Source organism: Enterobacter sp. ECC_219_Taxon_10 (genome assembly GCF_058354905.1).
The window spans coordinates 609,172-630,437 of sequence record NZ_CM178005.1 but is presented as its reverse complement, the minus strand read 5'-3'; the positions used below and the strand labels follow the sequence as shown (position 1 = coordinate 630,437).

Annotated in this window: 19 protein-coding genes; 7 read left to right on the top strand and 12 right to left on the bottom strand. The window is 60.7% G+C overall.

Translation table 11 applies throughout. The annotated features are described in order from the left end of the window. Positions 1-79: 79 nt before the first annotated feature. Both AC4ICF_RS02925 and AC4ICF_RS02920 read left to right on the top strand, forming a co-directional pair. Positions 80-388, top strand: coding sequence for a carboxymuconolactone decarboxylase family protein (locus tag AC4ICF_RS02925; RefSeq protein ID WP_316379759.1), 309 nt, complete (start codon positions 80-82; stop codon positions 386-388). Beyond that, complete coding sequence (locus AC4ICF_RS02920) at positions 388-768, top strand: tautomerase family protein (protein WP_316379760.1); 381 nt, start codon at positions 388-390, stop codon at positions 766-768. The genes AC4ICF_RS02925 and AC4ICF_RS02920 overlap by 1 nt, the downstream gene beginning before the upstream one ends. Here the strand turns inward: AC4ICF_RS02920 and AC4ICF_RS02915 are convergent. From AC4ICF_RS02915 to AC4ICF_RS02890, 6 genes are all read right to left on the bottom strand, one after another. Continuing rightward, the gene (locus AC4ICF_RS02915; protein WP_316379761.1) at positions 759-1,823 is read right to left on the bottom strand and encodes a DUF2955 domain-containing protein; all 1,065 of its coding nucleotides are present in this window, start codon (positions 1,821-1,823) and stop codon (positions 759-761) included. The genes AC4ICF_RS02920 and AC4ICF_RS02915 overlap by 10 nt on opposite strands. Beyond that, positions 1,813-2,880, bottom strand: a complete 1,068-nt coding sequence (locus tag AC4ICF_RS02910) for an HlyD family secretion protein (protein ID WP_491466211.1) — start codon at positions 2,878-2,880, stop codon at positions 1,813-1,815. Before AC4ICF_RS02910 ends, AC4ICF_RS02915 begins: the two co-directional genes overlap by 11 nt. Further along, entirely contained in the window at positions 2,877-3,347 is a 471-nt protein-coding gene (locus AC4ICF_RS02905) for a MarR family transcriptional regulator (protein WP_316379762.1), read from the bottom strand. The genes AC4ICF_RS02910 and AC4ICF_RS02905 overlap by 4 nt, the downstream gene beginning before the upstream one ends. A gap of 553 nt (positions 3,348-3,900) precedes the next feature. Continuing rightward, positions 3,901-4,596 carry an ArsR/SmtB family transcription factor gene (locus AC4ICF_RS02900; protein ID WP_316379763.1) on the bottom strand — a complete coding sequence of 232 codons (696 nt, stop codon included), beginning with the start codon at positions 4,594-4,596 and terminating at the stop codon, positions 3,901-3,903. 68 nt (positions 4,597-4,664) lie between these two features. Next, entirely contained in the window at positions 4,665-4,988 is a 324-nt protein-coding gene (locus AC4ICF_RS02895) for an antibiotic biosynthesis monooxygenase family protein (RefSeq protein WP_163330745.1), read from the bottom strand. A gap of 75 nt (positions 4,989-5,063) precedes the next feature. Continuing rightward, entirely contained in the window at positions 5,064-6,479 is a 1,416-nt protein-coding gene (locus tag AC4ICF_RS02890; protein WP_316379764.1) for an aldehyde dehydrogenase family protein, read from the bottom strand. Positions 6,480-6,579: 100 nt separating this feature from the next. Here AC4ICF_RS02890 and AC4ICF_RS02885 point away from each other — a divergent pair, with 100 nt between their 5' ends. Beyond that, a complete protein-coding gene (locus AC4ICF_RS02885; protein WP_316379765.1) occupies positions 6,580-7,482 on the top strand; it encodes a LysR family transcriptional regulator in 903 nt (300 codons plus the stop codon). Here AC4ICF_RS02885 and AC4ICF_RS02880 read toward each other — a convergent pair. Then, the gene (locus AC4ICF_RS02880; RefSeq protein WP_013095424.1) at positions 7,469-7,948 is read right to left on the bottom strand and encodes a carboxymuconolactone decarboxylase family protein; all 480 of its coding nucleotides are present in this window, start codon (positions 7,946-7,948) and stop codon (positions 7,469-7,471) included. The genes AC4ICF_RS02885 and AC4ICF_RS02880 overlap by 14 nt on opposite strands. A 101-nt stretch (positions 7,949-8,049) precedes the next feature. Between AC4ICF_RS02880 and pdxR the strand changes: the two genes are divergently transcribed. Beyond that, positions 8,050-9,438 (top strand): MocR-like pyridoxine biosynthesis transcription factor PdxR, encoded by a 1,389-nt coding sequence (gene pdxR, locus AC4ICF_RS02875; protein ID WP_163330743.1) that lies wholly within the window; start codon positions 8,050-8,052, stop codon positions 9,436-9,438. Between the two features lie 40 nt (positions 9,439-9,478). Here pdxR and AC4ICF_RS02870 read toward each other — a convergent pair whose 3' ends face one another. Further along, on the bottom strand, positions 9,479-9,640 hold the full coding sequence (locus tag AC4ICF_RS02870) for a DUF1127 domain-containing protein (RefSeq protein ID WP_116342282.1): 162 nt from the start codon (positions 9,638-9,640) through the stop codon (positions 9,479-9,481). A 176-nt stretch (positions 9,641-9,816) separates the two neighbouring features. On the opposite strand from AC4ICF_RS02870, the gene AC4ICF_RS02865 reads away from it, so the two are divergent. Beyond that, positions 9,817-11,235: an aminotransferase-like domain-containing protein gene (locus AC4ICF_RS02865; protein WP_116342280.1), complete on the top strand. Its 1,419-nt coding sequence runs from the start codon at positions 9,817-9,819 to the stop codon at positions 11,233-11,235. A gap of 494 nt (positions 11,236-11,729) precedes the next feature. On the opposite strand, the gene AC4ICF_RS02860 is transcribed toward AC4ICF_RS02865, so the two are convergent. The 3 genes from AC4ICF_RS02860 to AC4ICF_RS02850 form a co-directional block, all read right to left on the bottom strand. Continuing rightward, positions 11,730-12,851: a ribosomal protein uL16 3-hydroxylase gene (locus AC4ICF_RS02860; protein ID WP_316379766.1), complete on the bottom strand. Its 1,122-nt coding sequence runs from the start codon at positions 12,849-12,851 to the stop codon at positions 11,730-11,732. A 122-nt stretch (positions 12,852-12,973) separates the two neighbouring features. After that, the gene (locus AC4ICF_RS02855; protein WP_028015368.1) at positions 12,974-13,576 is read right to left on the bottom strand and encodes an ATP-dependent Clp protease proteolytic subunit; all 603 of its coding nucleotides are present in this window, start codon (positions 13,574-13,576) and stop codon (positions 12,974-12,976) included. Positions 13,577-13,639: 63 nt separating this feature from the next. Beyond that, positions 13,640-14,410, bottom strand: coding sequence for a DeoR/GlpR family DNA-binding transcription regulator (locus AC4ICF_RS02850; protein WP_163330741.1), 771 nt, complete (start codon positions 14,408-14,410; stop codon positions 13,640-13,642). Positions 14,411-14,491: 81 nt separating this feature from the next. Here AC4ICF_RS02850 and AC4ICF_RS02845 point away from each other — a divergent pair, with 81 nt between their 5' ends. Beyond that, positions 14,492-14,878: a VOC family protein gene (locus AC4ICF_RS02845; RefSeq protein ID WP_192981879.1), complete on the top strand. Its 387-nt coding sequence runs from the start codon at positions 14,492-14,494 to the stop codon at positions 14,876-14,878. Positions 14,879-15,057: 179 nt separating this feature from the next. Next, positions 15,058-15,675 (top strand): response regulator transcription factor, encoded by a 618-nt coding sequence (locus tag AC4ICF_RS02840; RefSeq protein ID WP_116343923.1) that lies wholly within the window; start codon positions 15,058-15,060, stop codon positions 15,673-15,675. A 3-nt stretch (positions 15,676-15,678) separates the two neighbouring features. Here the strand turns inward: AC4ICF_RS02840 and AC4ICF_RS02835 are convergent, their stop codons facing one another. Then, on the bottom strand, positions 15,679-21,261 hold the full coding sequence (locus tag AC4ICF_RS02835) for a trifunctional serine/threonine-protein kinase/ATP-binding protein/sensor histidine kinase (RefSeq protein WP_316379767.1): 5,583 nt from the start codon (positions 21,259-21,261) through the stop codon (positions 15,679-15,681). Between the last annotated feature and the right edge of the window lie 5 nt (positions 21,262-21,266).

Here is a 21,266-nt window from a genome sequence, read left to right as displayed (position 1 = left end):
GACGTTGTGTCCGAAATATTGCGATTTTCTTTATGGTGGCAGCCTGCGAGAGTCATTGCCAGACAACAGGAGGAAAAAAATGAATACAACACTGAATCGCGACACGCTTGCGCAGGTCTCCCCTAAACTGGCGGAACTCAGCCAGCAGGTGCTTTTTGGCGATATCTGGCAGCGTCCGCAGCTGACCCCGCGGGACCGCAGCCTGATCACGCTTGCCGCACTGGCCGCCCTGGAGCGCACCGCGCAGCTTCCCTGGCATATCGACTTCGCCCGACAAAACGGCGTGACGGACGACGAAATAGCCGAAGCGTTTACCCATCTGGCGTTTTACGCAGGCTGGCCGGCAGCCGTCAGCGCTCTGACCTGCCTGGCAGAGGAGAAAAAATAATGCCGTTTGTTCGCATCATGACGGGTGACCGCTATACCGAGATGCAGAAAAAACAGATCTCGGACATTCTGCACCAGGCGCTGACGGAAACCTTCACCGTTCCCGCACAGGACAGGTTCCATTTTTTTGAATGCTTCGCGGCCGGGGATCGATACATTGATCGGCACTATCTCAGCACGGGCAGAACGGAGAGGGCGATACTGTTTAATATCGTTGCTGGTAAGCCGAGGAGCACTGAACAGAAATCTGCCCTCTACCGCCAGCTGGCTGCGCAACTGAATCAGAAGATGGGCATCGATGGTGGGGACGTGATGGTCGTTATCCAGTTTACTGCCGCTGAAGACTGGAGCTTCAGCGGCGGTATACGCTATCAGCCCTGAATGACGTAGCGCGTGGCAGCGAAGCGGTTGAGGATCAAATGCACCAGAAAGACCATCGTCAGCGTCGCCACCAGCGAAAACGTCACGGAGGTGATGCGGTAGAGATCGCTGAACACCAGGTCGCTGTCCGGATGCATGTTCTGCCCGAACATAATGCCGATGGTGGTGATGCTGGAAAAACCCACCCCCGCGCCCACTTTCTCCATCACGTGCAGCCGCGCGCCAAACGCCAGGCCGAGGCCAATCAGCGGCATCATCAGCAGCATATGGCTGCTGTGATCGTAAAGGATAAGCTGCACCACCAGAATATAGAGGCAGCCCAGCACCACCCCGACCACGCGCCAGATGGAGCTCATCACCGCGCCGCGATAGTGCATCGGGAACAGGATCAGAATCCCTGCCATCAGCGCAGAGAGCGAATCGCTTAAGTCGCTAATCTGAAACACCACGAAAATTATCGTCGCGACGCTGCCGGAGAGCAGCGACTCGTGGCGCACGCGGGCGTCGTCTTTCTCAATCAGCGGCGGCGGCTTGCGGGGCTCAACGTCTGGCAGCAGGTAGTTCATCAGCGCGCTCAGGCACACCGCCATCACGCTCGCTTCGATGTTGGAAAACAGCAGCGTGTGCCAGTTGGTGGTGGGGTAGCTCATAAAGTTGAGCATTACGCTCTGGCACACCACGCCCATCGAGCCAAACAGGAACAGCGGCCCTTTGCTCATAAAACGAAAACGCATCACGTACAGGGCAAACACCACCAGCGTCATGATAACCGGCCATTGCGATAGATAGCCGATGATAATCACCATTTCGACGCAGTTTAGCGATGCGCTGAAGATAAACTGCTTCGCCACGTGGCGGTTAAACACCGGCACCAGCGACAGCAGCATGATCGGGTAGACCACGAAAAACACGCCATAGCTGGTGTTGTAGAAGCTCGATATGCTCAGGGCAATCATCCCGGCAAAGACGATGCGCAGGGTCTGGCGAAAGTCGTTTGCCGTATAGACGATGTTGCCGTGCGGGGTAAACACCCGCGCCAGCGTATTAATAGACATAGTGCAGCAGGCTCACCAGGTGGATCTGCATCCCTGAGAAGAAGCGCGCAAACGGCCCTTCGCTGTTGTAGAGTTGCACGGTTGCCCGCGCGCCGGTTGGCAGCGGCTTCGGCAGCGAATCATCCAGCGTGACGTGAATGCGCATGCGCTGGGCGTCTCGTACCCAGCGGTTAGAGGTCTCCGGCTGGGAGAGCTGGCCGTTAACCGCCTCCTGGCCTGCGAGGATCCCCGCGTCACTGCTGGCCACGTGGGCGCGGAACACCTGTCCCGGGAAGGCGTCAAACACCACGGCGGCATCGGTGCCCTGATGGGTATGGCGCAGGCTCTTCTCGCGGAAATCGGCCACGATATCGGTCTGGTTGTTTACCAGCGCCAGCGCGGCGGAGCCGGATGAGGCGTAAAAACCGGGACTTAACTGCAGGTTACTGACCGTGCCGTCCGCCTGGGCGTAGAGCTTTGTCCAGCCGAGGTTCAGCTCTGCTTCATCCAGCGCGTTGCGGTATTTTTGCAGCGTCACGTTGCGGTGCTCTTCGCGCTCGCCGCGCTGGATGCGCAGGTTCCGGATGTTGGCCTGAATGGAGCTGACGGACTGCTCGCTGCTCTGCCAGGCGGTGCGAACTTTATCCAGATCTGCCTGCGAAACGTTCTGTAACGTGCTCAGCTTCTGGTAGCGGTCAAAGGTCACTTTGTCGTTCCGCGCCGTCAGCACCGCGGTTTTCAGGCTGGCCTGCGCGGCGGCGATCTGCGCGTCCAGCTGTTCGTTGGACAGGCGTGCCTGCTCCAGCGCGATTTGCGCCGCCTCCACTTTATTGCGAAACGGCGTATCATCGAGCTCAAACAGCAGATCGCCTTTCTTCACCTGGCTGTTGTTGTGGACATGTACCGCCGCCACGTAGCCGGAGACGCGCGGAGAAACCGGCGTCACCACGCGCATCACGGTGGAGTCCGGCGTCAGCGGGATCCAGATATCCGCGACGACAAAATAGATAAACATCAGCAGGAAAGAGGCAATACTCACCCTTACCCAGCGGGCAAACTTTTGTTCAGGGGTCATTATTTTTCGGTCTTGTTGTCTTTTTCGCGGATTGTCCGCAAATTGCAGGCGATTTGATTCAACGTAGCGCTGAAAATCTCGATATGTTCCGGCGCGATGTGTTGCGATACGCGCGCCTGATAGGTCTCAATCACCTGAGTGAGCCTTTTTAATATGGCTTTTCCCTCAGGCGTCAGCGTCAGAAGCCGGATGCGCTTGTCATAAGGCGATGTGGTGCGCAGCAGGTAACCCTGTTTTTCCAGCTGTGTCAGGGTGCGCATCAGCGGCGGCAGTTCAATACCCTGCACCTCCGCCAGCTCACTCATTGAAACGTTATCCCCGAGCTGATGAAGCTGCATCATCACCGTCCAGCTCGACTGGGTTAACCCGGTATCGAGAATGGCGTCATCGATCACCGCACGCCACTGGCGCACGATCATCGCCATCCGCATGCCCATCGGCCTGCGGCTAAACAGTTCTTCTTCACCCATGGGGAAACCTCTCGTCACACGCGGCCAAGATAATAGTTATCAGGGTAAGCATCAAGAAACGAGAGGTAAAAGCGCAGGAATTGCGAAAAGGATGTTCCCGCTCTCCCTGTGGGCTGAGGGATCCCCACAAAAGAATGCCAGCACGGACGACCCCCTCTCCCTTGAGGGAGAGGGCTGGGGTGAGGGGGAACATACGGCTCTGGTGGTCATTCCGTTCACCTTATGTTCCTTGCTACTCTTTGATTCCTGTATCGGTGAACGTGCCAGGGCGGCTCAATCGCCGCCGCCCTGGCGACCCGGGCTCCCGGCGGTAAATCGCCGCTTCGCGGTGCCCTCGGCTTATTCCTTTCGGCTTATCGGGGACGGGCGGAGGCAACGTCCATGTAAAGCCCGCCCTCTCGGCGCATCCCTGCGCCTCGCCCCGGCCTGCAGGAAACGCCTCAGCGATTTACAGCCGGACCAGGGCGTCGCTGAAAGCCATTCATTTTCCTGAAGCAACATCCATCGCTTCAGGTAGAGAAATTACTGGGGATTCCTCAGCCCGCAGAGGAATTTAGCGGCTAAAATACTTCCTGACAGCAACCTTCCCCGACGCCGTCACTACCACCTCCCTGTACCCCGGCACCCGCTGTATCCACCCTTTACTTTCCAGATAAATGAGCAGCGCCGCACCCGCCTCGCCGCCAAGGTGAAACCGCCGCTCGCTCCAGTCCAGACAGGCGCAGCAGGCCTTGCGACGCGCTTGAGAATTTATCGGAATCCCAAGCTTCAGAAACTGCTCCCGGCCATACAGCGTGAGCGCTGAACCGTCTGCCTCCAGCCAGCCTTCCGCCTGCATGAAATCGTAGATCTGCACCGCGACCGTTCCGGCAAGATGGTCGTAGCAGGTCCGCGCTTCGCGCATGGCTTTCGGCGCGGTGGTTTCCAGCGGCGTAATGCGGCTCCAGGAGAGTCCCATCATCTGCTCGACCAACTCCGCCACGTCGTGCCCCGCCAGACGATAGTAGCGGTGCCGCCCCTGAGACAGGCAGGTGATCAACTTTCCCTCCACCAGCCGGGCGAGATGCCCGCTGGCGGTCGACGGCGCAACGTCTGCCGCGGTGCTCAGTTCGGTGGCGGTCCACGCCCGCCCGTCCATCAGCGCACACAGCATCTTCACGCGCGACGGATCGGCCATTGCCGCCGCCACCGCCGCAATGGCCTGCTCCAGCGCCGCGCTGTTATCAGGAGGTAGGCTCGTTTTTAACATATGTCGCCCAGGGTTTGGTGATCTCTGCGGCCAGCTTATCATTATCCGTCAGCAGAATAAGGTGAACGTCATACATCCGCGTGCCCTCCGGTTTCGGAACTGTACTCCCGCACCAGCTGCGCCACCCGAATACGGTAGAAAGTAAAAATCGACTCCCGCCCTTCGGCCTGCGCCGCCTGATGGAAAACGTTCTGCTTCCAGCGGCGGACGGCCTCTTCATCCCGCCACCAGGAAAGGGACAGGATTTTGCCGTCGGTCGTCAGGCTCTGGAACCGTTCGATATCAATAAAGCCGTCGATGTCGGCCAGCAAAGGCTTAAGCTCTGCGGCAAGCTGCAGGTAGCGCGCCTGATGGGCAGGCGCGGCTTTGGCTTCGAAAATGACTGCGATCATGAGGGTCTCTCCGCTGTGATGTTGAGGAGAGAATGCAGGATGGAAAAGCACAATGCTTCGGTAAAGAGCGAAGTTTTAGCCCAGGACCGACCTCGGCTCCATAAACGCCCTAATCCCCCACTCGCCCATCTCGCGCCCCACGCCGGAGTGCTTAAACCCGCCGAACGGCGCTTTCGGTTCATGGGCAAGGGTGTTCACCAGCACGCGACCGGAGACAATCTGCTGCGCTACGCGGCGCGCGCGCTCCGCATCGCCGCCCAGCACCATCGCGCTCAGGCCGTAGTCCGTGTCGTTGGCAATCGCAACAGCCTCCGCCTCGTCACGATAGGGGATGACGCACAGCACCGGGCCAAAAATCTCGTCACGGGCAATCGTCATCCGGTTGTTCACGTCGGTAAACAGCGTCGGGCGCACAAACCAGCCGTCTCGCGTCCCGTCCGGTCTCCCTTCACCACCCGCCAGCAGATGCGCCCCCTCTTCGATGCCTTTACGGATATAGCCCTGCACCCGCTGCCACTGCTTTTCGCTGACCATAGGGCCGACGTCCGTCGCGCTGTCGCGCGGGTCGCCGGATTTCACCGCCGCCACGGCCTGCGCCAGCGCGGTTTCAATCTCCGCCTTACGCGCCTGCGGCACCAGAATGCGCGTTCCGGCCACGCACGCCTGCCCGCTGTTCATAAACCCGGCCTGAATCACCAGCGGGATCGCCTGCGCCAGATCCACATCATCCAGCAGGATGGTCGGCGATTTACCGCCTAACTCCAGCGTTACGCGCTTAAAGCTCTCCGCCGCATTGCGCAGGATCGCTTTGCCGGTATTCGTGGAGCCGGTAAACGAGATTTTTGCCACGTCCGGATGGCGGCTGATGGTCTCACCTACCGTCTCGCCGCGTCCGGTGACGATGTTAAACACGCCCGGCGGCAGTGCGGCGTCGCGCAGCGCTTCGGTGACAATCTGCGTTTGCAGGGCGCTCATTTCGCTCGGCTTGATGACCGCCGTGCAGCCCGCCGCCAGCGCGGCCGCCAGCTTGCCGCAGATAAACCCGGCGTCGCTGTTCCAGGGTGTGATAAGCCCGGCCACCCCAAGCGGCGTCATCTGCACCGTTGCAGCGCCTGCGGAGGTGACGAACTCAAACGCCTCCAGCGCCTCGATGGCCTGAGCAATCACTTCCGCCGGATAGCTGGCCATCCACGCCGAGCGCGAGGCGGGGGCGCCGTACTCTTCGATGACCGCTTCCAGCAGATCGTCGTGACGAGCGGCCACGGCGGCGTGCATGCGCTTCAGCGCCGCGATGCGTTCCTGCTTTGTGGTCTTCGACCACGCCGGAAACGCCGCTTTTGCCGCCGCAACGGCGCGCTCTGCGTCAACCTCATCCGCCAGACGTACCTGCCCTATAACCTGCGCCGTCGCCGGGTTGTACAAATCAAACCACTCGGTGCCGTGCGGGGTAACAAATTCGCCGTTAATAAAGATCTGTTCGATGGTGTGCATATAAACCTCCTCAGGCTGTGTGAGCACAGTCTGGCACGGCTTCTCCGTTGCGATAATCCACGCTATGCTGCAAGGGTTGTTTCGATTTTCAGGATAATCTATGCATCGTTCAGGTCTGACAGAGCTGGAAGTGGTCATGGCGGTGGTGCGGCGCGGCAGCTTTCGCGGCGCGGCGCAGGAGCTGGGCATGTCCGCCACGGCGGTAAGCAACGCCATCGCCGGGCTGGAGAGCCGCCTTGATACCCGCCTCTTTAACCGCACCACCCGCAGCGTGGCGCTCACCGACGCCGGACAGCGCTACGTGGCGCGTATCGGCCCGGCCCTGCAGGAGATCCGTCTCGCCGGCGAGGAGATCCACAGCGACACCGGGGAACCCGCCGGCACGCTGCGTCTGAACGTGCCGAACCATATCGGCACCCTGTTTCTGGACCAACTGCTGATCGACTTTATGATCCGCTATCCGAAGATGCGCGTGGAAACGGTGAGCGAAGCGAAGATGATCGACATCGTCGCGGAAGGCTATGACGCGGGGATCCGCCTCGAAGAGTCCGTGCCGCAGGATATGATCGCCGTGCCGCTGACCGGAGAGATCCGCCAGCTGGTCACAGCCACGCCGGACTATTTTGCCCGTCACGGCATTCCGCAGACGCCGGACGATCTGCTTTCACATCAGGGGATCGGCATGCGCATGGCCCACGGCGGGATCTACCGCTGGGAGCTGGCGCGTCGGGGGGAAACGTACGCCCTTGCCGTACCGCCGCGCTTTGCGACATCCGATCTTTTTGCCTCGATCCGCGCTGTAAAAGCGGGATTAGGTGTGGGATTTTTGCCGGAACTGTATATCCGGGAAGAGCTTGAGCGTGGAGAACTGGTTAGCGTGTTAAACGACTGGGCGCAGCCCTTTGCCGGGCTGCGCCTCTATTACCCCGGCCATCGCCACGTCCCGCCTGGATTACGGGCGCTGGTGGCGATGATCCGCGAGCGCGGAACTATTCCAGGTTAGCCTTATTCAGCCCGTAAGCCGCGTCCAGCGAGCCCGGCGCCATGCGGGAGGTGATCCCCAGACGGTTCCAGGCGTTGATCGCCACGATGGCGAAGTTCAGTTCTGAAATCTCCACGTCCGAGAAGTGCTCCGCCACGCTGCGGTACAGCGCGTCGCTCACGCCGTGAACGCCAATCTGGGTCAGCGCTTCAGCGAAGGCCAGCGCTGCTTTCTCCCGGGCGCTGAACAGCGGGGACTCGCGCCAGGCCGCCAGATGGTACAGGCGCAGCTCGCGCTCGCCGGCAATTTTGGCCTCTTTCGAGTGCATATCCAGGCAGAAGGTACAGCCGTTCAGCTGCGATACGCGAATGTCGATCAGATGCTTCAGCGCCGGGTCGATGGAGGTTTTTGCTACCTCCATGCTCAGGGCAGACAGCGCGTTGGCGAGGGCAGGTGTAACTTTATGGTGGTTAACGCGAGTGCTCATTGTCTTTCCTCTTTTTGTGCGGCATGTGTCATGCGATGAAGCAAATCTACGCCGTTCATGACATAGTAAAAAGATACAAAAAGCGTGAAATGAGGTAGGACATGAAGCCGGGCTATCACGAGATTTATACCCGCTATCGCGACAACATCACGCGTGGGGTGCTGAAGCCGGGCGATAAGGTGCCTGCCATCCGCGTTCTGGCGGAAGAGTTGAAGGTGGCGCGTAAAACCGTCGAAACGGCGTATGCCATTCTGACGGGTGAAGGGTATCTGGTGAGCCAGGGCGCGCGCGGCACGCGGGTTAACCCCGATTTACTGCTGCCAGATAAGCCTGCCCCTGCGGAACAGCCCACCGGAGCGCTTCCGGCATCGCTCATTAGCCAGCGAGAGCGGGCGGGGTTTCTGCGCCCCGGCATCCCCGCCCTCGACAGCTTCCCGTATAAAAAATGGCTGCTGCTGGCGGGCCAGGCGACGCGCGCCATGCGTCAGGAAGAGATGCTCAACCCGCCGGTGCTGGGCTGGTATCCGCTGCGCCAGGCCATCGCCAGCTATCTCAACATTTCACGTGGGCTGTCCTGCAGCGCCGAACAGGTGCTGATCACCAGCGGCTACAGCGGCAGCCTGCGGCTGATCCTCGACACCCTCGCCAGCCGTAGCGACAAGGTGGTGTTTGAGGATCCGGGCTATTTTATGGGCCAGCAACTGCTCAAGCGGATCGTGCCGCGCCTGCACACGGTGCCGGTCGATCGTTCGGGTATCGATACCGAGTACCTGCTCCGTCACCATCGCGACGCGCGTTTTGCCATCGTCACCCCGTCGCACCAGAGCCCGCTGGCGGTGACGCTCTCGCTGCCGCGCAAGCAGCAGTTGCTCGACTGGGCCAGCCAGAACGAAGCGTGGATTATCGAAGATGATTATGACGGAGAGTTTCACTACACCCGCAAGGTGCTGCCGTCGCTGAAAAGCCTCGACCGGCATGACCGGGTGATTTTTATGGGCACCTTCAGTAAAACCATCATGCCGTCGCTGCGCATGGGCTACGTGGTGATGCCCGCCAGCACCGTCGGGGCTTTTACCGACTGCGCGGACATTACCACAAGCGGCCAGCCGGTGCTGACGCAAAAGATCCTCACCGCGTTTCTCAACGAAGGGCATTTTTTCCGTCATTTGAAAAAGATGCGCGCGCTGTATCAGACCCGCCGCGACTGGATGATTGCCGCCCTGCGCGAGGTGTATGGCGATCTGTTTTTCACCGAGCAAAACGACGGCGGAATGCATGTTGTGGCGTTCCTGACCAAAGGAAGCTGTGACCGGGAAGTGGCGCGCTGCTGGCAGGAACAGCAGCTGCAGGTGAACGCGCTTTCGGAGTGGTATCGCGGGTCGGGCAAACGCTACGGGCTGGTGATGGGCTATAACAACGTGCGGTCGTATCAGGAGGCGCTGGATTTGCTGGAAAGGCCGAAGCGGCAGACGCTTGCGCTGTTGAGCTGAACGTCGCCGGGTGGCGGCTACGCCTTACCCGGCCTGCGGTTTAAATATCATTGCGGGATAACCCAACGTCCTTGAGCTGCTCGTCGCTCATCTGGCTCAGGATGCGGCGGGTGCGGTTGATGCGATACCAGCTGCAGATCGTTTTGCCGATCCAGACAAACACAATAAACGGACGTTTTGAACGGTTTTCGTAGAATTCCATGATGCTCTCCTCGCTGTGCCAGTAGGGTTATCATCCTGGAAATCGGCCCGTGCAATACAGACTCAAAAACAACTTTTTTTTAACATACAGATCCGCTAAAACAGTATCTGCATGCCAATTTTTACGGCAATCTGTACTGGTTTTATAATCTGTATGGTGAAAACAAAGGATACAGCATGACGCGCTATCAACATCTGGCCAACCTTCTGGCAGAACGCATTGAACAAGGGCTGTACCGCAGCGGCGAACGTCTGCCGTCGGTGCGCGCGCTGAGCCAGGAGCACGGCGTGAGCATCAGCACCATACAGCAGGCCTACCAGATCCTCGAAAACCTCCAGCTCATCACACCCCAGCCGCGCTCCGGCTATTTTGTCTCGCAGCGCAAGGCCCAGCCGCCTGTCCCGGCCATGACCCGCCCGGTTCAGCGCCCGGTGGACGTCACCCAGTGGGACGAGGTGATGATGCTGCTGGACGCCCGCGCCGACAAAGAGATGATCTCCTTCGGCGGCGGCTCGCCGGACGTGAATCAGCCGAGCCTGAAGCCCCTGTGGCGCGAGATGAGCCGTATCGCGCAGCATAACCCGAGCGAGATGCTGAGCTATGACGTGCTCGACGGGCGCCTGGAGCTGCGCGAGCAGATCGCCCGCCTGATGCTGGACAGCGGCTCTACCGTGGCGGCGAACGAGATTGTCATCACCAACGGCTGCCACGGCGCGCTGTCGATCGCCCTGCTCTCGGTGTGTAAACCGGGGGACATCGTGGCGGTAGAATCGCCGTCTTTCCACGGCACCATGCAGATGCTGCGCGGGTTTGACATCAAGGCGATTGAAATTCCTACCGATCCCGAGACCGGGATCAGCATCGAGGCGCTCGAGCTGGCGCTGGAGCAGTGGCCGATCAAGGCGGTGATCCTGGTGCCCAACTGCAATAACCCGCTCGGCTTTATCATGCCCGAAGCGCGGAAAAAGCAGGTGTTAGCCCTCGCCCAGCGGCACGATATCGTGATTGTGGAGGATGACATTTACGGCGAGCTGGCGGCGGAGTACCCGCGCCCTCGCACCATTCATTCGATGGATATCGACGGCCGCGTGATCCTCTGCAGCTCATTCACCAAAACCGTGGCGCCGGGCCTGCGCGTCGGCTGGATCGTGCCGGGGCGCTATTACGACCGGGTGATGCACATGAAATACGCCGCGGGCGGGTTTAACGTGCCGGGCACCCAGATGGCGGTGGCGGCGTTTATTCGCGACGGGCATTATCATCGCCACGTGCGCCGTATGCGCCAGATTTATCAGCAGAATATGGAAACCTACACCTGCTGGGTGCGGCAGTATTTTCCGGCAGAGATTTGCGTCACGCGCCCGCAGGGTAGCTTCCTGCTGTGGATTGAGCTGCCGGAGAAGGTCGACATGGTGTGCGTCAGCAAGCAGCTGTGTCGGCTGAAGATCCAGGCCGCGGCCGGGTCGCTGTTTTCCGCCTCCGGGAAGTACCGCAACTGTCTGCGGATCAACGTGGCGCTGCCGCCGACGGAGAAAAATCGCGAGGCGTTGAAGAAGATGGGCGAAGCGATTGTGATTGCGATGGAGGAGGGCTAGTGCGGCCTGGTGCCCTCACTCCGACCCTCTCCCACAGGGAGAGGGATCCCCACAAAATAATGCCAGCACGGACGACCCCCTCTCCCTTGAGGGAGAGGGCTGGGGTGAGGGGGAACATACAGCTCTGGTGGTCATTCCGTTCACTTTATGTTCCTTGCTACTCTGTAACGACATGACCGGTGAACGTGCCAGGGTGGCTCAGTCGCCACCACCCTGGCGACCCGGGCTCCCGGCGGTAAATCGCCGCTTCGCGGTGCCCTCGGCTTATTCCTTCCGGCTTATCGGGTACGGGCGGAGGTAACGTCCCTGTAAAGCCCGCCCTCTCGGCGCATCCCTGCGCCTCGCCCCGGCCCGCAGGAAACGCCTCAGCGATTTACAGCCGGACCAGGGCGTCGCTGTAAGTCTTCAATCTTTCTGAAACAACGTTATTGCTTCTGTTTAATCATTACTGGGGATTCCTCAGCCCACAGGGAGAGGGAGAAAACCGTGCCGTACTACTCGTCGAAGTACCAGTACCCCTGATTAATCAGCCCGGTGAGTTCTTCAACAAACGCCGGGTTATTCAGCGCATCGCCCAACTCGGCCTGGCCGAGTTCGGTGTAGCGGCACAGCGCATCCGCCGCCTTCGCGTTCACCGTCTCCAGCTGCTCGCTGTTGATAAAGAAGCTGCCATTGACGTTCAGCACGCGCAGGCCGCTCAGGCGAGACAGCGTTTCGCCGCCCTGCAGCGCGTCCAGCACCTCTTCCGGCGCGTACGGCGGCTCGGCGGCAGCAATGTCCAGCTCGTGACGCGGCGTGGAGACAAAGCTGCCGAACCATTTTGTGAAATCTTCCGGCTTGCCGATCATGTCGATCATCATCTGACGAATGCGATCAAGCTCGTACTGCTCCACGCGGCCCGGGTGTTCGCGACAGGTCAGATCCGGATCGCTGTAGTGCTCGCCGCCCAGATCGTTTTCCAGCGCGTAATCGGCGAAGCTGCTGATCAGATCGCGACCATTCGGCCCGCGGAAGCCGACGGAGTAGTTGAGCGCTGTCTCATGGGTAAAGCCGTCGTGCGGGAATCCAGGCGGGATGTAGAGGATATCGCCCGGGGCCAGATCTTCGTCAATAATCGGCTCAAACGGATCGACATGCAGCAGCGCCGGATGCGGGCAGAACTGACGCATCGGCAGCTTGTCGCCCACGCGCCAGCGGCGGCTGCCCATCCCCTGAATAATAAACACGTCGTACTGATCGATATGCGGACCCACGCCGCCGCCCGGCACGGAGAAGGAGATCATCAGATCGTCCAGACGCCAGTCCGGCAGGACGCGGAACGGACGCACCAGCTCCGCCGCGGGCATATGCCAGTGGTTCACCGCCTGCGCCAACAGCGACCAGCCAGTTTCGCCCAGATCGTCAAAGTGCTCAAACGGACCATTGCTGGCCTGCCACTTGCCGTTGAAATGGCTCACCAGGCGACTATCGACTTCCGGCTCCATCGCCAGGCCAGCCAGCTCGTCCGGGGTAATCGGGTCGACAAAATTTGGGAAGGCATTTTTCAGCACTACGGGTTGTTTTTGCCAGTATTTCTCAAGAAATTCCGGCCAGTTCAGGTTCAGTTGATACGCCATGGGTAGCACCAGTGAGAGGGGAAACAGGCGCGATTATAGGCAAGAAGGCAGAGGGGGAACTTGTCATGGGTCAAACGAGGGCGTGTAGGTCGGGTATCACCCGACCTACACGCCGCGAAAACTTAATCCAGGTTCAGCTCGTCATAATGGGTAATCAGTTTACCCACGATGCCGTAGTCCAGCGCTTCTGCCGGAGACATCCAGTAGTTGCGGTCGGTGTCTTTTTTCACTTTTTCCAGCGGCTGGCCGGTGGCGTCGGCGATCAGCTTGTTCACGCGATCCAGCATGCGGATGATCTCGCGCGCTTCGATCTCAATATCCGTTGCCTGACCGCGCACGCCGCCCAGCGGCTGATGGATCATAAAGCGGGTATTCGGCAGCGAGTAGCGGTGCTCTTTTTTCGCCGCCAGGAAGATGGTGATCCCGGCGCTCGCCACCCAGCCGGTGCCGATGACGTGCACTTCCGGGCGAATGAATTTGATGAAGTCGTGGATGGTATCGCCCGCTTCCACGTGGCCGCCCTGGCTGTTGATGTACAGCTTGATTGGATCGTTGCTGACGCTTTGCAGCAGGATCATCTGGGTGATCACTTTCTGCGCCAGTTCCTGGTTGATCTCACCGGAGATAACAATCGAACGGGACTCCAGCAGTTTTTGCTGCAGAGCGCCCGCGCCGCTTGACCCTTCCGCTTTATCCTTGTCGCTTTCTTTCAGTGTGTAGTGCATTGTTACGTCCTCAGCATTTAGCGCTCAAAACCAGAGTGTAGCCTGTTTTACCCGTGAAAGTCCTCAGGCGCACACAATGCGAACATCCTGCGCCGCCAGCGCGTCAAAAACGCCCTGCTCCATCCCCTCTTCCACCACCAGCACGTCAATGTCGCGGCTCTTCGCTACCACAAAGCGCGCGACGCCAGGAAGCTTGTCTGCGGTCAGGGCCACAATGGTCTGGGTGCTCCGGGCAATCACGGCTTTTTTAAACTCGCAGTCGGCAAAATCAAACCCCGTAAGCCCCGCCTCAGGATCCATCGCACAGCCGCCGATAAAGGCCTGATCGAAGATAATGTCCTGAATCTGGCTCGCCGCCGTGGCGCCAACCGTTCCGCCGGACGCTCGCTGGATCTGCCCGCCGGTGACAATCACCTCACACAGAGGATGATGCAGCAGCTCCGCGGCAATCGCCGGAGAATTGGTCACCACCGTGACGTTAAGATCCGCCGGAAGGGCTTTTGCCAGCGCCAGGTTTGTTGTCCCTGCGTCGATAAAAATGCACCCACCTGCCTGAACCAGCGTTGCTGCTTTCTGCGCGATTGTGTGCTTTTCTGCACTTATTTTCTGCTCACGGCTGAAAAAACTGCCCGCATCCGGAAGCTGAAGTACCGCGCCGCCGTAGACCTTTTTACAATAGCCCTCTTTGCTAAGTTCATGTAAATCACGGCGAATAGTGTGCTCGGACACGTTCATCTGGCTCGCCAGCTCGGTACAGACCACCCTTCCGCTCTCCTGAAGGATCTGCCGGATCCGCTCTTGTCGCTGTTCAGGAAAAGCTGCATAATCGAGCATTTAAAGTCCTTTGAAAAGTCTAATCGAGTATCAATGCGCATAATGTTGCATAACCGCGCAACACAAACAACGAGGGTAACTATGAATATTGCACATGTCGCACTCTGGACCCGCAGCCTGAACGCACAGGTTCAGTTCTGGGAAACGGTTTTTAATGGCCGCAGCAACGAACGCTACGTCAGTAAAAATCGCCCCGGTTTCGAATCACACTTTATTACCCTGGATGACGGACCGACCATCGAGCTGATGACGCTGCCGGACCTGCCGGACGCCCCCGCGCACCCGGAGTTTATCGGCTGGGCGCATATCGCCATCAACGTCGGCAGCAAAGCGCAGGTGGACCGCATGGCAGCGCAGGCGCAGGCAAACGGCACGCTGCTCAGCGCCCCGCGCATGACCGGAGACGGCTTTTATGAAGCGGTGATCGCGGACCCGGACGGCAACCGCATTGAGCTTGTCGGTGCATAAAAACAGCGTTTCGCTCCTTCACCGCCCCTGCCCCGGCTCGCTATACTTCATATGGTTATCATATTGTTAAATGATAATGATAGTTAATGTGTTAAGATGAAAGGCAGCATAAACAGTCCCTTACGTACCCACCGGGACGGTTTGCATCCTCGACATTTAAATCTGCACCGGGGCGGTGAATGGAACACATTGTGTATGTGGTTGATGACGATGACGCAGTCAGGCAGTCCGTAATCGGGCTGCTGGAATCAGCGGGCCTGAACGCCGTCGGCTTTTCATCGGCAGAAACGTTTCTTCAGCATCGCTTTGAGGATCTGCCGTCGTGCGTGATCCTCGACATGCAAATGCCCGCCATCTCGGGCTTTGAGGTGGCTGACGCGCTCAAGGACAGTGGGCGCGAGATCCCGATTATTTTTCTCACCGGCCACGGCACTATTCCGATGTCGGTGCGCGCCATTAAAGGCGGCGCGTACGAATTTCTCACCAAGCCCGTCGAATCCACTGCGCTTATCGACGCCATTGAATCCGCGCTTCAGCTGGCGGAACACAACGCCGCACGCAATAAAGAGCACTACGCCCTGAAGCAGCGTCATCTGTCCCTTACGCCGCGCGAGCACGAGGTGCTTGAGCTTGCCATCACCGGCAAGCTCAACAAGCAGATTGCCGCCGAGCTGGGCGTAAGCGAGATCACGGTGAAGGTGCACCGCCGCCGCGTGATGGAAAAAATGCAGGTACGCTCCGTGGCGGAACTGGTCAGGGCCGTTGAGCGCCTGACCAAAAGCCAGCCCGCGGAGTAACGTTTACCCTTCCTGCGCCGCCAGCGGCAGCGCGAAGGTAAACACCGTGCCGTGCGGCTCCCGGCGGCGCGCGCTCAGCTTCCCGCAGTGGCGCTCGATGATGCTGGCGCTGATGGTCAGCCCCATCCCCATCCCCTGCGGCTTGGTGGAGTAGAACGAGTCAAAAATCTGCTCCAGCCGCTCGGGCTCAATGCCGCTGCCGGTGTCAGCGATCTCGACGATCACTTTCCCGTCCGCGTTGCCGGTGCTGAGGGTAATGGTGCTGGCGCGATCCTTCACCTCGGCCATCGCCTCTACCGCGTTCATCACCAGATTCAGCAGCACCTGCTGGATCTGCACGCTGTCGCCGGTGATAAAGCTGTCCTGCGCCTTTAACAGATAATCAACGCTAATGTGTCGCTGCTCCAGCTCGCTGCGGGAGAGCGTGAGGATATGGCGGATCAGGTAGTGCATGTCGATGCGCGAGAAGGTGGGATCCTGCTTGCGCGTCAGGGACTGAATGCTGCGAATGATCTCCCCCGCCCGCGCGCCTTCCGCGGCGATCTCCTCCAGCCCTTCACGCACTTTATCCAGCCGGGCGGGCTCGCGGCTGAGCCAGCGCAGGCTCGCCCCGGCGTTCGAGACGATGGACATCAGCGGCTGGTTGATCTCGTGGGCGATGGAGGAGGTCAGCTGTCCGACGGTGGTGGCCCGGGAAACGCGCGCCAGATCCGCCTGCGCGACCCGCATGGCATCCTCCGCGGCGCGCTGGCTGGTGATATCGGTGATGATGCCGTAGTACTCGTTCACCTCGCTGCCCACGCCCACCGGATCGCCAATGCCGAGGATGTAGCGCGTTGAGCCGTCGGGACGCTTAACGCGAAACTCCGCGCGCATGGAGAGCCCGTCGCGCACGCTCTGGGTAACGATGGCGCTTATGCGGGCGTAATCGTCCTCGTGAACGAAAGTCAAAAACTCCGCCATGGAGATCATCTTTTGCTGCTCGGGCAGGCCGAGAATGCGGGCGTACTCTTCCGAGACAAACATCAGATCCTGCTCCAGCTCCCAGCGCCAGCTGCCAGTGTGGCTGATCTGCTCGCCCAGCATCAGCGAGGTCTGGCTGGCACGCAGCTCTTTTTCCACCCGGCGGCGCTGGATGTTCTCCGCAAGCAGCTCGGCATAGAGCCGCGCCGTCTCCAGGGAGACCGCGGCCTGCGCGCCCAAGAGGCTCACCACGCGCGAGTGCTCGGCGGTGAAGACCTCCGGCATCAGGCGGTTTTCCAGGTAGAGCACGCCCACCAGCCGCGCCTGCTTGAACATCGGGACGCACATGACCGCTGCCCCCGAGGTCACCAGATAGGGATCCTGGCTGAAGGGATGAAACTCCTCCGGCTTACCGGTGCGGATCTCCTGCCCGGTGCGGATCACCGCTGCCAGCACCGACAGTGGCATGTCGGTCGCCGTCGGCACGTCTTTCAGGATCCGCACCCGCACGCCGTCGGTGCTGGTCCAGGCGCTGGCCTCGATCTCCGGGATCAGGTTATCGCTCACGCGAAGCAGCAGACCGCGCTGCGCCCCGGCGCGTTCGAGCAGGATCGTCATCAGGTTTTCGATCAGGCGCTCAAGATTGATCTCTTCCGACAGCGCGCGGGAAGCTTTGATCACGCTCTGCAGATCGCGGATCGTTTCATTCTGGGCGAACGCCACCGTGTCGTAGGCGCTGGCCTGCCCGGAGGCCAGCAGGTGCGGGAAATCCTGCTCCAGCTGGCGCACCTTAGCCTGCGCGCCCGCGCGGCCCCAGGCGGCAATCGAGCCGCGGAAGTGGGCGTCCGACGCGGTCGGGTAGCCGCAGGCCAGCGCGAAGCGGCCCGCCAGCTCGTGGGCCAGGGCGTTGATCGGGTTAAACCCGCCCTCGCGGGAGAGCCGGACCGCCTTCTCATACTGCTCAAGCGCAATGCTGTTCATCCCGTCCAGACGGACGATTTCGGCGTAGATCAGCGCCTCTTTATCCGCGAACGTGCCGGGATTAACGCGTGCCCAGAGGGCGATTTTGTCGTAGTGGGCGTGAATGCTGCGGCGGTGATTCGCCGAAAACGTCTCCGGCGTCAGCTGGCGGGAGAGCGCCAGCGCGCTGTAGAGATGGTAATCCAGCAGATGAATGTGCCCCGGCGCAGACCACGCGTACCAGCCCGCCATCTCGAGATCCGCCTGCGCGTCGGCATACTCGCCGCAGGTAAAGTGCGCCATGCCGCGGTAGAGCCAGTACCAGAACAGCATGGTCGAGGTCTGCTCCGGGGCCTGCTCCGGCGACGCGGGAAGCAGCGTCTCGGGCAGCGCCTGCGACGCGGTCCAGGTACCGATGACAGGCGTGCGCAAAAACTCCACGAAGGTGCGCTGGAGCATCAAAATGGTCTCAACGTCCTGGAAGTGGGTTTTACGCACAAACGCCAGGCCACGATCGATGCTGGTCAACACCCCGTCCAGGTGATCGCCCCGCGAGAGGAAGTTAATGACCTGATGGCAGGCCGCAAAGCAGGCTACCGTCATATCCCCGTGGGTCACTGCGGCGGTGAAGCAGGCCTTTGCGCACTCGATGGTAAACGATAAAGGCTGGGTCCAGACGCTGAGCTGGTCGAGGGGCAGCAGGGTTTTGGCTTCGAACGCGTCGTAGCCGTGGCGGTTCACCATCTCGCGGGCCAGGGTGCCGTACTGGAACCCGAGGCGATACTCGGCGTAGCGGTGGCCAATCAGCACGCCAAACCAGGCCATCGCCGTGGTGGAGGCGCCGGTGATGCCGTGGTCGAGCGTCAGGTGCATCATGCGGCAGAGCAGCAAAAAGTGCAGACGCGGGCAGATGAAGCCGGCGCAAATGCTGGCGCTGTAGAGCAGGTTCATCACCGCTTCGGTTTCCGGGTTATCCATCCGCGAGAGCTGGGCAAAAAGATTTTGCGGCGCGTCGCCCGTGCGGTTGCAAAAGAGCGCCCAGGCCTCGTCACAGTCGGCATCTTCCGGATAACGGCCAATCTGAATACCAAAAATCCCCAGCCAGCAGAGCGCCGCCTCCAGCGCCAGACGGCTGTCCGACTGGCGAGTGTAGACTTCCACCAGCAGGTTGGCCGCCAGCGCCTTTTCGGTCAGCCCGCCGGGGCAGCCGAGAATGGCGTCACACAGCTCGCGGGTCCGCTCCAGATGGCCCAGCGCAAACTCGCAGCCCGCCTCTTCGATATCGAGCATGAAGTCTGACACCGCCCCGGCGTTGCCCAGCGCTCTGGCGGTCTGGATATAGCCGAGCGCCGAAAGATAATCCCCCGTGCGCTTCGCCCGCCGCGCGGCCAGCAGGCTCAGCTCGCGGAACATCTGCCGCTGCGGCGCGGGCTGAATGCTGTCCAGCGCGGCCGTGACATGGTGAACGGCGCGGAACAGCAGTTCGTTCCCCGCCGCCTGACGCGCGGCGTCGGCCAGCAGGCTGGCTGTGGTCAGGTGAAGATGGCTTTTCTCATGCTGATCCAGCAGCGCAAAGGCGGCCTCCTGCACCCTGTCATGGGTGAAGGCGTACTCTTTTTCCGTTAGCACGATGAGCTGGGCCATCACCGCCGGGTGCAGCGCATAGCGCATTTCCGCCATCGACATGCCGACCACGCGGCATATCATCTCCATCTCACCCGTGCCGCCGAGGCAGGCGAGGCTGCCCAGCAGACGGCGCGTCTCGTCGGGCAGCTCTTCAAGCTGCTCCAGAACCAGAGTCACGACGTTCTCGGTGTAGTGTCGGGCGCGGATCGCCTGCAGATCGTAGTGCCACTTATCCTGATATTTGTTGTGCACCACCAGCCCGTCATCCACGATGCGGCGGAAAAACTCGTGCACAAAGAGCGGGTTGCCCCCGGTTTTTTCATGGATCAGCGTGGCGAGGTCGGTCGTCGCCGCGCTGCGGGTGCGAAATATCGTCGCCAGCCAGCGCGCCACCGCCTTCACGGACAGCGCCTGCGGGACAATTTCAGTCGCGTTTTGCGCTGCCTCCGGCAGGCTCGCCAGCTGCTGTTGCAGTGTCGGTTCGGACAACGAACCGATATCGCGGTGGGCGACTACCAGCAGCAGCGGGATAGCGCCGCAGGTCACCAGCAGATGTTTCAGCGTATGCAGGCTGGCGGCGTCGCTCCACTGAAGATCGTCAAGCACCAGCACCAGCGGGCAGCCCTGAGTGGCAAAGGTTTTGACCAGGGCCAGCACCATATGGCTGAAGCGCGCCCGGGCATCAATGGAAAACGTATCCGCCGAGAAGCGCGGCTTGCTTTCCAGCAGCAGGCCCAGCTCGGGCACCAGGCTGACGGCCAGCGCTTCGTACCCCTCAAGGGCGCGGGAGAGGCGGATTTTCCACTTCGCCACCTCGTCTGCGGGCAGCCCCAGCAGGTGCAGCGTCAGGGTGCGGAACGCGGAGCTTAATACGCCGTAGGGCAGGGACGGCGAAAACTGATCGACTTTCCCCACCGCCAGCAGCACCTTACGCTGCTGCAGCGTTTTGAGCGCCGTCGCGATGATCGACGATTTGCCGATCCCCGACGGCCCGCCGATCGTTACCAGCTCCGGCACCAGGCTCTGCCCCACCCGCTCAAACGCGGCAATGACGTCATTCGCCTGCGGATGCGTCGCGAACAGCGAGTCCGCCAGATGGATTGCCGGGGTGCGGTCCTGCTGGCCGGGGGTAAAGGCGACGATCTCGCCCTCGCAGGTCAGCGTCGCCTGGCAGCGGCGGAGGTCGGCAATCAGCCCGTCGACCGTCTGGTAGCGGTTATCGGGGTGCTTTTCCAGCAGCTTCAGGATAATGGTGGACAGCATTCCCGGCACGTCCGGGCGAATCACGTCCGGGGCCAGCGGCTCCGAGGCAATATGGTAGTGCGCCCAGTTGGTCTGATCGTCCTCCCCCAACTCAAACGGCAGGCGTCCGGTCAGGAGTTCATACAGCACCATGCCGAGGCTGTAGAGATCGCTGCGGCCGTCAACGGGGCGCCGGGTGCGGGTGGTGTGCTCCGGCGACATGTAGGCGGGCGTACCGCCTGAAACGGCAAGCCGGGTCTGGGAAAAGGCGCCGGAGAGGCTGCAGGAGAGGCCAAAGCTGCCCAGACGGCAGGCGCCATCGTGATGAACAAATATCGAGCCGGGCTTGATATCACCGTGGATCAGGTTTTGCAGGTGCATCTGGCGCAGGGGAGCGCAGATCTGGATCGCCAGTTCGATAAAGCGCGAGATCCCCGAGATAGCCCTGCCCGCGCGCCGCGCCAGCAGTTCAAACGAAAACGGCGCATACACCAGCGCGAAACGCCCCCGGTACTGGGTGGACGCGACGGCGCGGATGGCCCAGCTGTCCTGCAGCACATCGCGCAGGGCAAACTCATTTTTGAGCAGCCGTGTCGCCCGCTCCTCTTCTTCGTCACTCACCGCGGTGGCAATGATGAACGAGCCGCCGGAATGGGGATGGCGCGCGTTCATCCAGGAGATACCGCCCTCCTGCGCCAGCACGGTAAAAATCACATCCTCTTTAAGGACAAAAACCCGCCCCTGGTGAAGATTCCCCTGGGCGGGCCAGAATGCAGGCTGCTCGTGTTCGTTCATCCGCG

Coding starts and splice junctions, on each gene's coding strand:
- AC4ICF_RS02905 (WP_316379762.1), bottom strand. CDS start 3,347: ATGGGTGAAGAAGAACTGTTTAGCCGCAGGCCGATGGGCATGCGGATG.
- AC4ICF_RS02925 (WP_316379759.1), top strand. CDS start 80: ATGAATACAACACTGAATCGCGACACGCTTGCGCAGGTCTCCCCTAAA.
- AC4ICF_RS02885 (WP_316379765.1), top strand. CDS start 6,580: ATGCATCGTTCAGGTCTGACAGAGCTGGAAGTGGTCATGGCGGTGGTG.
- AC4ICF_RS02845 (WP_192981879.1), top strand. CDS start 14,492: ATGAATATTGCACATGTCGCACTCTGGACCCGCAGCCTGAACGCACAG.
- pdxR (WP_163330743.1), top strand. CDS start 8,050: ATGAAGCCGGGCTATCACGAGATTTATACCCGCTATCGCGACAACATC.
- AC4ICF_RS02865 (WP_116342280.1), top strand. CDS start 9,817: ATGACGCGCTATCAACATCTGGCCAACCTTCTGGCAGAACGCATTGAA.
- AC4ICF_RS02920 (WP_316379760.1), top strand. CDS start 388: ATGCCGTTTGTTCGCATCATGACGGGTGACCGCTATACCGAGATGCAG.
- AC4ICF_RS02870 (WP_116342282.1), bottom strand. CDS start 9,640: ATGGAATTCTACGAAAACCGTTCAAAACGTCCGTTTATTGTGTTTGTC.
- AC4ICF_RS02840 (WP_116343923.1), top strand. CDS start 15,058: ATGGAACACATTGTGTATGTGGTTGATGACGATGACGCAGTCAGGCAG.
- AC4ICF_RS02880 (WP_013095424.1), bottom strand. CDS start 7,948: ATGAGCACTCGCGTTAACCACCATAAAGTTACACCTGCCCTCGCCAAC.
- AC4ICF_RS02850 (WP_163330741.1), bottom strand. CDS start 14,410: ATGCTCGATTATGCAGCTTTTCCTGAACAGCGACAAGAGCGGATCCGG.
- AC4ICF_RS02860 (WP_316379766.1), bottom strand. CDS start 12,851: ATGGCGTATCAACTGAACCTGAACTGGCCGGAATTTCTTGAGAAATAC.
- AC4ICF_RS02900 (WP_316379763.1), bottom strand. CDS start 4,596: ATGTTAAAAACGAGCCTACCTCCTGATAACAGCGCGGCGCTGGAGCAG.
- AC4ICF_RS02895 (WP_163330745.1), bottom strand. CDS start 4,988: ATGATCGCAGTCATTTTCGAAGCCAAAGCCGCGCCTGCCCATCAGGCG.
- AC4ICF_RS02835 (WP_316379767.1), bottom strand. CDS start 21,261: ATGAACGAACACGAGCAGCCTGCATTCTGGCCCGCCCAGGGGAATCTT.
- AC4ICF_RS02855 (WP_028015368.1), bottom strand. CDS start 13,576: ATGCACTACACACTGAAAGAAAGCGACAAGGATAAAGCGGAAGGGTCA.
- AC4ICF_RS02890 (WP_316379764.1), bottom strand. CDS start 6,479: ATGCACACCATCGAACAGATCTTTATTAACGGCGAATTTGTTACCCCG.
- AC4ICF_RS02915 (WP_316379761.1), bottom strand. CDS start 1,823: ATGTCTATTAATACGCTGGCGCGGGTGTTTACCCCGCACGGCAACATC.